Annotated in this window: 12 protein-coding genes; 5 read left to right on the forward strand and 7 right to left on the reverse strand. The window is 72.9% G+C overall.

All coding sequences use genetic code 11. The features are described 5' to 3' along the window. Positions 1-4: 4 nt before the first annotated feature. The 6 genes from eda to ACUYMY_RS14720 are packed head-to-tail and all read right to left on the reverse strand — an operon-like array spanning position 5 to position 6,757. On the reverse strand, positions 5-658 hold the full coding sequence (eda, locus tag ACUYMY_RS14695; protein ID WP_481704273.1) for a bifunctional 4-hydroxy-2-oxoglutarate aldolase/2-dehydro-3-deoxy-phosphogluconate aldolase: 654 nt from the start codon (positions 656-658) through the stop codon (positions 5-7). Beyond that, positions 651-2,126 carry a mannitol dehydrogenase family protein gene (locus ACUYMY_RS14700; protein ID WP_481704274.1) on the reverse strand — a complete coding sequence of 492 codons (1,476 nt, stop codon included), beginning with the start codon at positions 2,124-2,126 and terminating at the stop codon, positions 651-653. Before ACUYMY_RS14700 ends, eda begins: the two co-directional genes overlap by 8 nt. Further along, entirely contained in the window at positions 2,114-3,124 is a 1,011-nt protein-coding gene (locus tag ACUYMY_RS14705) for a PfkB family carbohydrate kinase (RefSeq protein WP_481704275.1), read from the reverse strand. The genes ACUYMY_RS14700 and ACUYMY_RS14705 overlap by 13 nt, the downstream gene beginning before the upstream one ends. Then, positions 3,121-4,329 (reverse strand): D-mannonate dehydratase ManD, encoded by a 1,209-nt coding sequence (gene manD, locus ACUYMY_RS14710; protein ID WP_481704276.1) that lies wholly within the window; start codon positions 4,327-4,329, stop codon positions 3,121-3,123. Before manD ends, ACUYMY_RS14705 begins: the two co-directional genes overlap by 4 nt. Before the next feature lie 38 nt (positions 4,330-4,367). Continuing rightward, positions 4,368-5,396, reverse strand: a complete 1,029-nt coding sequence (locus ACUYMY_RS14715) for an L-idonate 5-dehydrogenase (RefSeq protein WP_481704277.1) — start codon at positions 5,394-5,396, stop codon at positions 4,368-4,370. Next, positions 5,393-6,757: an MFS transporter gene (locus ACUYMY_RS14720; protein ID WP_481704278.1), complete on the reverse strand. Its 1,365-nt coding sequence runs from the start codon at positions 6,755-6,757 to the stop codon at positions 5,393-5,395. Before ACUYMY_RS14720 ends, ACUYMY_RS14715 begins: the two co-directional genes overlap by 4 nt. Positions 6,758-6,878: 121 nt before the next feature. Between ACUYMY_RS14720 and ACUYMY_RS14725 the strand changes: the two genes are divergently transcribed. The 5 genes from ACUYMY_RS14725 (at position 6,879) to ACUYMY_RS14745 (ending at position 11,239) form a co-directional block, all read left to right on the forward strand. After that, positions 6,879-7,607 (forward strand): GntR family transcriptional regulator, encoded by a 729-nt coding sequence (locus tag ACUYMY_RS14725; protein ID WP_481704279.1) that lies wholly within the window; start codon positions 6,879-6,881, stop codon positions 7,605-7,607. A gap of 123 nt (positions 7,608-7,730) precedes the next feature. Further along, a complete protein-coding gene (locus tag ACUYMY_RS14730; protein ID WP_481704280.1) occupies positions 7,731-8,003 on the forward strand; it encodes a hypothetical protein in 273 nt (90 codons plus the stop codon). A gap of 143 nt (positions 8,004-8,146) precedes the next feature. Continuing rightward, positions 8,147-8,986, forward strand: coding sequence for an SGNH/GDSL hydrolase family protein (locus ACUYMY_RS14735; RefSeq protein WP_481704281.1), 840 nt, complete (start codon positions 8,147-8,149; stop codon positions 8,984-8,986). 349 nt (positions 8,987-9,335) lie between these two features. Then, positions 9,336-10,415: a YihY/virulence factor BrkB family protein gene (locus ACUYMY_RS14740; RefSeq protein ID WP_481704282.1), complete on the forward strand. Its 1,080-nt coding sequence runs from the start codon at positions 9,336-9,338 to the stop codon at positions 10,413-10,415. A 56-nt stretch (positions 10,416-10,471) separates the two neighbouring features. Further along, positions 10,472-11,239: an IclR family transcriptional regulator gene (locus ACUYMY_RS14745; RefSeq protein ID WP_481705068.1), complete on the forward strand. Its 768-nt coding sequence runs from the start codon at positions 10,472-10,474 to the stop codon at positions 11,237-11,239. Between the two features lie 20 nt (positions 11,240-11,259). Here ACUYMY_RS14745 and ACUYMY_RS14750 read toward each other — a convergent pair whose 3' ends face one another. Next, a complete protein-coding gene (locus ACUYMY_RS14750; RefSeq protein WP_481704283.1) occupies positions 11,260-11,925 on the reverse strand; it encodes an ArsR/SmtB family transcription factor in 666 nt (221 codons plus the stop codon). Between the last annotated feature and the right edge of the window lie 12 nt (positions 11,926-11,937).

The raw sequence follows: 11,937 nt of genomic DNA on the forward strand, positions 1-11,937 counted from the left end.
ACGGTCAGCCGGCGGTGACCCCGAGCGCCGCCGCGCCGCGCGCGAGCTCCGCGATCCGGCCCCAGTCCCGCGCCGCCACGGCGTCCCGGGGCGTGAGCCAGCTCCCGCCGACGCACGCGACGTTGGGCAGCCTGAGGTAGTCCGGCGCCGTGGCCGCGCCGATCCCGCCGGTCGGGCAGAAGGTCACCCCGGCGAGCGGGGCCGCGAGCGCGGCGAGGTACTCGGGCCCGCCCGCCGGCCCGGCCGGGAAGAACTTGAGCGCGCTGAGGCCGTGCTCGAGGGCCTGGAGCGCCTCGCTCACGGTGGCGACCCCCGGCAGGAGCGGCACGCCGGCCTCGGCGGCGCCGTCGAGCAGCGCGGGCGTCGCGCCCGGCGAGACGAGGAACTGCGCCCCGGCGTCGGCCGCCGCCTTCGCCTGCCGGGGCGTCAGGACCGTTCCGGCCCCGAGGACGATGTCGGGGACCTCGGCGGCAATGCGCTCGAGCGAGGAAAGCGCCGTCTCGGTGCGGAGCGTGAGCTCGATGATGCCCACTCCCCCGCCGACGAGCGCCCGGGCGACGGGGACGGCGTCGTGCGGGTCGTCGAGGGTCACGACGGGGATGACGGGCGAGACGTTCAGAACGTCGGTGGCGTCTGCGAAAGCAGGGGCGTCAGCCATGGAGGATCTCCCTTCTCAGGCCCGTCGCGCCGTGGGCGTCGAGGAGCTCGTACCAGTGCCGCACCGGGGCGGCGAAGCGCGGATCGGCAGCGAGGGCCGGGTCGAAGACCTCGGGCAGGGCCAGCAGCACGTCGGCTGCCGAGGCGCCGGCGGGCCGGTCGCGCAGTGCGGCGGTCAGGGTCCCCGCGAGGGGGTCGGCCAGGGCGCCGCCGGCGGCGGACGCCGTCGCAACGTGGTGCATCCATGCCGCGACGGCGAGCGCGGCCCAGCGCGGCTCGCGGTCCGCCGCGAGGCAGGCGGCGGCGGTCGGCAGGAGCCGGAGCCGGAGCTTCTGCGAGCCGTCGGTGCCGACCTTCGCCGTCGTGTGCCCGAGGGCCGGGTTGGCGAACCGGGCGACGACGGAGCGCGCGTACTCCTCGCCGTCGAGCCCCTCAGGGAGGACCGCCGTCGGCAGCACCTCATCCCCGATGAGGCCCCGGCAGGCGGCCTCGAAGGCCTCGTCCCGCACGGCCTCGGCGATCGTCGCGTGGCCCGCGGCGAGGCCGAGGTACGCCAGGAGGGAGTGGCCCGCGTTGAGGATCCGCAGCTTGGCGGTCTCCCACGGCTCGACGTCGTCGGTCAGGACCGCGCCGGCGGCCTCCCAGGCGGGTCGCGGGCCGGCGAAGCCGTCCTCGATGACCCACTGCCGGAAGGGCTCGGCGACGACCGCGGCCTCGTCGCGCAGCCCGAGGACGCGCTCGACGGCGTCGAGGTCGGCCGGCGTCGTGGCCGGCGCCATGCGGTCCACCATCGTGCTCGGGAACGCAACGGAGGAGGCGATCCAGTCGGCCAGTCCGGGCGCCTCGCCGGCGGGGAGCGCGTCGACGAACTCCCCCACGAGGCGCCGCGTGAGCGCCCCGTTCGCCGGGAGGTTGTCGCACGGGACCACGGTGAGCCGCGCGCCGGAGCCGCGGTGCCGGGCCTCGAGGCCGCGGGCGAGCTGCCCGATGGCCGTGACCGGCGAGGCGCCCGCGAGGTCGGCCCGAACCTCGGGGTCTTCGAGGCCGAGCCCGCCGGTGAGCGGGTCGATCCGGTAGCCCTTCTCGGTGACCGTGAGCGTCACGACGTGGATGCCGGGGTCGGCGATCCTGGCCACGACGGCGTCCGGCTCGGCCCGCCCCGCGAGCATCCCTGTGATGCCCGAGACGACGCTCAGCGGGGCCGCGCCGTCCCCGCGCTCGGAGAGCGTGAAGAGGCAGTCCTGCGGCGCGAGCTGGCGCACGACGGCGTCCGAGCGCTGGGTGACCCCCACCGTCCCCCACGCACGCTCGCCCGTGGCCGCCATCGCGTCCTCAGTGAAAACCGCGGTGTGGGCGCGGTGGAAGCTCCCGACGCCCAGGTGCACGATCCCTGGCGTGATCTCGCCGGGACCGAACCGGGGCCGGGGGCCGGAGCTGCGGGCCAGCGACGCGTAGCTCAGGCGCTCCATGCCGCGGACCCCTTCTCCGCATGAGTGCCGGCGGAAGCGGCGTGCGCCCGCGTCGCCTCGAGGCTCGGCAGCGAGGACGTCCCGCCCCTGCCGCCGACGACGAGCGAGGCCGCCGCCGCGCCGAGCCGGACCGCGTCGAGCAGGCCGTCGCCGAGCACGAGGCGGGCCGCGACGGTCCCGAGGAACGCGTCCCCGGCGCCGGTCTGGTCCACGACGGCCGGCGCGGGGACCGCCTCGACCCAGGCCCCGCCGTCGTCCGTGTCTCCTGAGCCTGCCCCGACCACGTGAACTCCCTCGGCGCCGCACGTGACGGCGACGTTCCGCGCGCCCCAGCCGCGCAGGACGGCGGCGGCCTCGGCGGGCGTGCCGGCCCCGAGCAGCGCCGCGGTCTCCCCCGGCGAGGACGGCGTGACGAGGAAGGCGCGCGGGGCGATCTCGCGCAGGTCGGCCGCGGCGGCCTCCGCGGAGGCGAGCCGGGGCCGGTGGTTCGGGTCGTAAACGAACCGCCGCGCGAGGCGGGCCGCCTCGAGCACCGCCGCGCGGGCCGTGGCCGAGATGGCGCACGTGATGCCGCTGGCCACGACGGCGCCGGCCGCGGCGAGCACGTCCGGGTCGAGGTCCGCGGGGCCGAGGGTCGAGCCGACGCTGCCGGCGCGGGCGTAGGAGAACTCCCGCTGGCCGCTCGGGTCGCAGTGCAGGAGGTACATGCCCTGCTGGCCGTGGCGGAAGCGCAGCAGCTCGGTCGAGACGCCGAGCTCCGCGACCCGGGCGGCGATCGAGCGGCCGAGCTCGTCGTCGGTCAGGACCGCCACAAGGCCCACCCGGGCGCCCGCGGCGGCAGCGGCGGCCGCGACGTTGAGCGCGTCGCCGGAGACGCCGAGCGTCGCCGGAGTGCCTTGGGCGGCGGGCGCGTCGGTCGCGATCTCGAGGAGGACCTCGCCGAGCACGACGACGTCGAACGGCTGGGTGCCGCCAGCGGCGGCCTGGTTCGCGCTCACCAGTCGTGCACCGACCCGTCGAGCCGGCGGTTGATGGGCAGGTACTTCGGGTCGAACGGGTAGGCGGCGGCCGCCTCCTCGTCGAACTCGACGCCGAGCCCCGGGGCGTCGCCCGGGTGCATGTAGCCGTCCACGAACGTGTACGAGGTGCGGAACACCTCGGACGCCGGTTCGCGGTGGCCCATGTACTCCTGGATCCCGAAGTTGGGGATGGACAGGTCCACGTGCAGCGCCGCGGCGAGCGAGACCGGGGACAGGTCCCCGGCCCCGTGCGAGCCCGAGCGAACGCCATAGAGGTCCGCGAGGGAGAAGATCCGGCGCAGGTGCGTGATGCCCCCGGCGTGCGAGACCGACGTGCGGATGTAGTCGATGAGGCGCTCGGTGATGAGCTGCTGGCAGTCCCAGATCGAGTTGAACACCTCGCCCACGGCCACCGGCGTCGTCGTGTGGCTGCGGAGGAGCCGGAACGCGGACTGGTCCTCGGCCGGCGTCGGGTCCTCCATCCAGAACGGGCGGTACGGCTCGAGCGCCGCGCCGAGCCGGCCGGCCTCGATCGGGGTGAGCCGGTGGTGGACGTCGTGCAGGAGGTGCACGCCGTAGCCGAACTCGTCGCGGAGGTGCAGCATCATGGCCGGCGCGAAGTCGAGGTAGGCCGAGGTCTCCCAGCGGTCCTCCTGCGGGACGTTGCCGCTCGCCGGCTCGTAGATGTTGTCCGCCGGGGCGATCCCGTAGGTCTTGTCGAGCCCGGGCACGGCAGCCTGGGCGCGGATGGCCTTGTAGCCGAGGTCCAGATGGGCCTGGAAGTCCGCGCTGAGCGCCTCGAGCGTGCTGCCGCTCGCGTGGCCGTAGACCATGACGCCATCGCGGGCCGCCCCGCCGAGGAGCTCGTACACGGGCATGCCCGCGGCCTTGCCCTTGATGTCCCAGAGGGCGACGTCGATCGCGGCGATCGCGGTCATGGTCACCGGGCCGCGGCGCCAGTATGCCCCCTTGTAGAAGTACTGCCACGTGTCCTCGATGCGGCGCGCGTCGCGGCCGATGAGCATGGGGCACAGGTGCTCGCTGAGGTACGCGGCGACGGCGAGCTCGCGGCCGTTGAGGGTCGCGTCCCCGACGCCGGTCACGCCGTCCTCCGTCTCGATGACGAGGGTGACGTAGTTCCGGCCGGGGGATGACACGACGACGCGTGCATCGGTGATCTTCACGGTGGTCCTTCTGGTTTCTGTGTCGAGGGCGCCGTGGCCTAGGCGGTGCCGAAGTGGAGCATGACCTTGCTGCTGTCCGACTGGGGGTCGGCGGCGAGCTCCATGGCGGCCTGAGCCTGCTCGGCCTCGAAGGTGTGGCTGATGATGGGGCTGACGTCGAGGCCCGACGCCATGGCGGTCACGGCGTCGCTGATCTCGTCGATGAACCGGTAGGAGCCGATCCACGTGATCTCGCGGGTCACGAGATCTCCGAGGACGGAGGGGGCGGGGATCCCGGGAAGGTTTCCAACCTGGACGAGCGTGCCCCCGCGGGCGGTCGCGCCCAGGACCCCGCCGAGGACGGCGGGGACGCCGGTCGCCTCGAAGACCACCACGAAGTCCTCCGGCAGGCTGCCCGCGGCGACGTTGACGACGTCATCCGCTCCCATGGCGCGCGCCCGCGCGAGCGACGCGTCGCTGATGTCGGCGGCGGTGACCGAGCGGGCTCCGGCGTGCTTCGCCGCGGCGACGACGAGGGCACCGATCGGGCCGGCCCCGTTGACGAGGACGTCCTTGCCCGCGAGGACGCCGGCGCGCTTGACCGCGTGCATGGCCACGGCCAGCGGCTCGGCGAGCGCGCCATGAAGTGTATCCACCGCCTTCGGCAGGGGCCGGATCTGGTCCGCGCGGGCCAGCTTGAGCTCGGCGAAGCCGCCGTCGGTGTGCGGGTCGAAGGCGGCGGAGCCGAAGTACCTCACCCGGGGGTACAGGTTGGTTCGCCCGGCCAGCCGGGCCTCCATGACGCCGCCGCCGACGAGCTGGGCGGGGTGCACCGTGACGGGCTGGCCGACCTCGAGTCCCCGGACGTCGGCGCCGATCCGGGCGATGCGCCCGGCGATCTCGTGGCCGAGGACCAAGGGGCCCTTGAGGGTGGCGGTGCCGGAGGCGCCGTGCTTCCAGTAGGAGAGGTCCGAGCCGCAGATCCCGCCCCATTCGACGGCGATGGCCACCTCCCCCGACCCCGGGGCGGGGTCGGGGCGCTCCTCGACGCGGAGGTCCCGGGGGCCATGGACGACGACGGCTCTCATACCGCGTCCTCGAGGCGGACCAGGTCGCGGCCGCGGACCTCGGGGCCGACGAGGGCGGCGACGAGCGTGATCAGCGAATACCCGACGAGCATCGCCGCGAGCGGCCACCAGTGTCCGGTCACGGCCGTGAGCGTCGCGGCGAGCAGGGGGCCGATCGCGGTGGCGAGGATGCCGCCGATCTCCTTGGCCAGGGCGAGCTGGGTGAAGCGGGTGCGGGCGCCGAAGAACTCGGCCATCGTGACGCTCTCCATGGAGAACAGGCTCAGCACGCCGAGGTTGAGGCCGATGATCATGGCCACGGTGATGAGCGCCGTGTTCCCGCTCGTGATCATGAACATCATCGGGATGGCGAACACGGCCGTGGCAGCGGTGAGCGCGAGGTAGAGCGGGCGGCGGCCGAAGCGGTCGCCCAGGATGCCGACGAGCGGGATGGTGGCGAAGCCGATGATCGAGCCGTACATGATCGCCGTCGTGCCGACGGTCTTGTCGACGAGGAGGACCGTGGCGAGGTAGCCGACGAGGAACGTCTGGACGAGGCCCGAGTTGCCGGCCTGGCCGAAGCGCAGGGCCAGCGCGATGAGGAAGGCCTTGCCCTTGCGCTGGTGCAGGGCCTGCTCGAGCTTGCCCTCCTTGACTGACGCCTCGGCCTTGGAAAGGGCGACGCCGTCGACAACGTCCTCGCGCTGCTCGAAGACGGGGCTCTCCTTGAGGGAGCGGCGGACCCACAGGGCGAAGACCAGGATGAGGAAGCTGGCCAGGAAGGGGATGCGCCAGCCCCAGCTGAGCAGCTGATCCTCGGACAGCACGGCCACGAGGATCGCCCAGACGGCCGAGGCTGCGAGCGTGCCGGAGTTCGTGCCGAGGCACACGAGCGAGGCGATGAGGCCGCGGCGGCGGACCGGGGCGAACTCGGCCAGCATCACGGTGGCGCCGGCGATCTCGGCGCCGGCGCCGAAGCCCTGGGCCAGGCGGAGCGCGACGAGGAGGATGGGGGCCCAGATGCCGATCATCGCGTACGTCGGGAGGATGCCGATGAGCGTGGTCGAGAGGCCCATGAGGGCGATGGTGATGACGAGGACCTTCTTGCGTCCCAGGCGGTCGCCCATGCGGCCGAAGTAGATGCCGCCGGCCAGGCGGGCCACATAGCCGACGCCGTAGGTGGCCATCGCGGCGATCAGGCCGATCACGGGGCTGACATCGGGGAAGAAGATCTTGTTGAAGACGATGGCAGCGGCAAGCGAATACAGCTGGAAGTCCATGAACTCCATGGCGGTACCCAGCCAGCCGGACGCTGCGACCTTGGCGAGTTCGCGGGTGGTGCGGTGCGTCCCGGTGGCGGGCGGCGCGATGCTCTCGGTCATCAGTGCTCCTTTGCAGGCGATGAGCTCGGGGATGTGGAGGGGGATCAGGTCCCGGAGGCTCTCCGGACTGCTACCATACAAGCACTGCCATTCTAGTGTGTCAACGGGTTAGACTCGTTGCATGCGAACACCAGCCGAGCAGCGGTCGTCGCGCTCCTCGACCCGGGACAGCGTGCTCGACACCCTGCGCCGGCGCATCATCTCGCTCGAGCTCCCGCCCGGCCAGCCCCTCTCCGAGAACGATCTGGCCAAGGAGCTCGGCGTGAGCAGGACGCCGGTGCGCGAGAGCCTCATCCTCCTGCGCGAGGAGGGCCTCATCGAGGTCTACCCGCAGGTCGGGTCCTTCGTCTCGCTCGTGGATATCGCTCGGGTCTCGCAGGCCCAGTTCGTCCGCGAGGCGATCGAGTGCGCCTCGCTCGCGGACACCTCGGGTCGCGGCCCGGACGACCTTGCCGCCGTGCGCGGCAACCTCGCCCGCCAGCGCGAGGCCGTCGACGCGAACGACGCCGAGCGGTTCTTCGAGCTCGACGAGGAGTTCCACCGCGAGCTCCTCCGTCTCGGCGGCCACGTCTCGGCGTGGGCGGCCGTGAACTCCGCCAAGGCGCACCTCGACCGCGCCCGCCGCCTGAGCCTGTCCGGGACGCGCCCGCTCGCCGTCCTGCTCGAGCAGCACACCGCCGTCGTCGACGCGATCGAGGCGCAGGAGACCTCGAGCGCGATCGACGCGCTCCGGACGCACCTGCGCGCGGTCTTCGACGACATCGAGCGCATCCAGGCCGCCTCCCCCGAGCTCTTCGCGGGCAGCGAGCCGGCCCGACCCACGCGGCGCACCGTGGCGCGCCTCGCCTGAGCCCGCCCTCGGGTTGCCGCCCGGTCGCTGCAGGCCTTCTGGCCGGGCGCCGCGAGGAGTAGCGTCAGGGAGCACGGGCCCTTGTCGCGGACGGCGGCGCGGCCCAGGGAAGGCGATGGCCGAATGACCGTGGAGATTGTCTGGGCCGGCGGCGCGAGCCAGGAGTTCCTGGACGACGACGAGCGGAAGTACGCCTACGCTGTCACGGATGCGGGGGTGCTCCGCATCCTCAGCATGGACAGCAAGGGGCTGTGGGTGGTGGCCAGCGAGCACTCGCCCCAGGCTTGGGTGGACGTGGCCGGCACGCGCTACCACCATTCGACCGAGAACCTCGCCGGCAGGGACGGCATGGCGCACCAGCAGGTGGGCACGCGACGGATCGGCGAGGCGCGCTAGCCGTTGCTACCCGCCCGCTCGGCCGGTCAAGAGATAGCGCCGGTTCTCTCGCGGCTCCTCACACCAGCGGCTACCGTGGACGAAGACGCCGGCTCCCAGACGCCGCGTGGAGGCATGCGACGGGCCGGCTTCCGGAGGTCGCCATGCACAAGGCCGCCCGCATAGTCCTCCTCACTCTCCTCGTCTCCCTCTCGCTCGTCTCGGGCATTCCCGCCTCCGCGGCCCCTCCTCCGCCTCCGGCCAGCATCGTGGCCCTCGGCGACTCGGTGACCCAGGCCACGAACGCCTGCTGCTGGTACGGCAACCACCCCGCCAACTCGTGGTCCACCGGCAGCGCGTTCTGGGACGGCATCTACAGCCACCGCGAGCGGATCCGCGCAACGCTCAACCCGGGCGTCGTCGCCTACAACAACTCGAGCCCCGGGGCGCGGGCCGCCCACCTCGCCGGCCAGGCCTCCGCGGCGGTCTCGCAGGGCACGCTGTCCGCAGGTCCCGACTATGCGACCGTGCTGATCGGCGCCAACGACGCCTGCACATCCTCGCCCTCGACGATGACCTCCCCCGACACATTCCGGCAGCAGGTCCGCGACGGCCTCGCGACCCTGCACGCGGGGCTGCCGGGCGGTCACGTCTTCGTGAGCAGCATCCCGGACATCTACCGCCTGTGGCAGCTCTTCAACGGCAGTTCCACGGCCCGGTTCGTCTGGTCCGTGGCTGACATCTGCCAGTCCATGCTCGCTCCCTCCAACACCGAGCAGGATCGCCAGACGGTCCGGCAACGCGTCATCGACTTCAACACGATCCTCGGCCAGGAGTGCGCCGCACTTCCCGGCTTCTGCCTGTACGACGGCGGGGCGACGTTCGCCTTCCAGTTCGGCACGGAGCACGTGAGCCGGCTCGACTACTTCCATCCGAGCCTCCGCGGCCAGGCCGACCTCGCCGCGCTCACGTGGGGCAACTCCTGGTGGGGAGGGAAGGCCTAGCCCCGCCCGCCAACAATGCGGGGTCACCTCCCAAGAATGCGGGATCACCTCTCACGATCCGGGGTCACATCTCAAGAATCCGGGGTCATGTCTCAACGATGCGGGGTCACGTCTCAACGTTGCGGGGTCACCTCTCGCCAAGGTGACCCCGCAACGCAGGGACCTGACCCCGCGACGCAGGGACCTGACCCCGCAACGCTGGAAGGTGACCCCGCATCGGGGTGGGCCGGAGGATGCCTCCTCCAGGCCCTCAAGCGGCGCTCCGGTCCCGGCCAGGCAGCCAGATCGCTGGTTTCGACACGCCCTGTCCGGGGGATCGATTCCCTGCAAGCGAGCAGAGGAGTGATCCGTGAGCGAGCAGCAGCAGGACGCGGCCGAGACGGCCCGGAAGGGGCATCAGGCTCCCCACCCCGACGACGGCGCGAAGCCGGACGAACTCCGGGAGATCACCAAGCCGTCGTGGAAGTACATCGCCAAGAAGACGTTCCGCGAGTTCAGCGATGACCAGTGCCCCGACCTCGCGGCATCGCTGACCTACTACGGCATCCTGTCCCTCTTCCCCGCCCTGCTGGCGCTCGTGTCCCTCCTCGGACTCTTCGGGCAGGCCCAGACCACGGTGTCGGGGCTCATGGACATCGTCGAGGGCATCGCCCCAGGCACCACGGCAGACACCCTGCGGAGTCCCCTCGAGGAGCTCGTCAACAGCCCGGCGGCCGGGCTCGCGCTCATCGGCGGCGTCGCGGGCGCCCTGTGGTCGGCGTCCGGGTACGTCGGCGCGTTCAGCCGGGCAATGAACAGGATCTACGAGATCGGGGAGGGCCGCGGGTTCGTCAAGCTGCGCGGCACGATGCTCGGCGTGACGGCGCTCTCGATCATCGTCGTCGCCGTCATCGCGGCCATGCTCGTGCTCAGCGGCGACGTGGCCGAGGCCGTCGGCTCCGTGATCGGGCTCGGTGCCGCCACCGTCATGGTGTGGGACATCGCGAAGTGGCCCGTGGCGCTCGCCCTCGCGATCGCGCTCATCGCGGTCCTGTACTACTTCACCCCGAACGTCCGCCAACCCAAGTTCCGCTGGATGAGCGTCGGCTCGGCGATCGCGCTCGTCGTGTTCATCATCGCGACCGCCGGCTTCGGGTTCTATGTGGCGAACTTCGCCAACTACAACAAGACGTACGGCGCGCTCGGCGGCGTCGTGATCCTGCTGCTGTGGCTGTGGCTGCTGAACATGTCCCTGCTCTTCGGCGCGGAGATCGACGCCGAGCTCGAGCGCGGCCGCCAGCTCCAGGCCGGCATCGAGGCCGAGGACGAGCTCCAGCTGCCGCCCAAGGACACGAAGGTCCTGGACAAGAAGCACGAGAAGGCTGAGGAGGACCTCGAGGCGGGCCGCGCGCTGCGGCAACACCGGGGCGATCCGCCCGAGGAGAAGTAGCCCGCCTAGACTCTCCTCCAGTAGTCCGACGGCGGGAAAGGGGACTCGTGGCGGATGTGCAGGGCACGCAGGTCGTGGGCAGGGTGGCCCAGCTGCTGCGCATCGTGGCCCGCACCGGCGGCACCGGGCTCTCGCTCGCGGGGATCGTCCGCGCGTCGGGCCTGACCCGCCCCACCGTCCACCGCCTCCTGCGCGCCCTCGCCGCCGAGGGGCTCCTCGACCTCGACGAGGCCACGGGCCGCTGGCACCTCGGCCCCGAGCTGTACGTCATGGGCACGGTCGCCGCGGGCCGCTTCGCCGTCGAGCACCTCGCCCGTCCCGCCCTGCGCCGCCTCGCCGAGGCCACGGGGGAGTCGGCGTTCCTCTCGATCCGCCGCGGCGACGAGACAGTGTGCCTGGCCCGCGAGGAGGGCAGCTTCCCCGTCCGCTCGTTCGTGCTCTACGAGGGCGTGCGGTTCCCGCTCGGCGTCGCCTCGGCCGGGCTCGTGATCCTCGCGTTCCTGCCCGAGGAGGAGGCCGGGCCGATCATCGAGGACGACGGCGAGCGCACCGCGCGCTTCGGGCCCACCCACGCCGCGGGGCCGCTGCGCGAGCGGCTGGCCGAGACGCGCGAGCTCGGCTACGCGGTCAACCCGGGGCTCATCGTCGAGGGCTCCTACGGCCTCGGGGCCGCGGTCTTCGACCCGGCGGGCCGCCCGGCCTGGGCGCTCTCGCTCACGGGCATCGAGCCGCGCTTCCGCCCGGGCCGCCGCGAGGAGCTCGGCGAGCTCCTCATGGCCGAGGCACACCGCCTCACGACGGCGATCGCCGCACCGCGCGCCTGACGTTTCCCAGCAAACGGGCGCTACCGGCGCCGGCCGAACTTCGGCAGGTTGGCCATGAGCTCCGTCGCCCGTGCCGCGGCCCGCTCGACCGTGCGCTCGACCGTCCGCTGGATCTGTGCCGGGCGGCTCTCGTCCCCCGCCGCCGGCCCGATGGGCCCGGAGGTCGCCGCGGGTACGACAGGCGCCCCGCTCGCGGCGCGCACGACGGCGGCCGGCTCGCCCCCGCCGTCGGCCTCCAAGGCCCGGGCACCCGCGGAAGCAGCCGCCGGACGCTCCCCGATGAGGGCGGCCTGCCTCTCGCCGGCGGCCGCTCCGGCAGCCGACACAGGCTGCGCAACGGCCGGGGCGTCGAGGACCACGCTCTCGTGGGCCGCGGCCTCCGCGCCGTCCTCGGCGGCCGACGAGGCGGCGGCGTCCGGGGACCCCGCCGTCGTGCGCAGCCCCTCGATCCAGCCCCCGACCTCGCCGAGCGGCTCGAGGCGCAGCGTGTAGAAGCGCTTCTGGCCCTGTGCGCGGGTCGTGACGAGGCCCGCGTCCCGGAGGACCTTGAGGTGCTTGGACACCGTGGGCTGGCTGGCCTGGAGGGCCTCGACCAGCTCGCCGACCGCCTTGTCGCCCGTGCGCAGCGTGTCCAGGATGTCCCTGCGCGTCCGGTCCGCGATGACGGCGAAGATGTCTGTCACCATGTCCCCAGCCTA

The organism is Sinomonas sp. T428B, assembly GCF_056780155.1.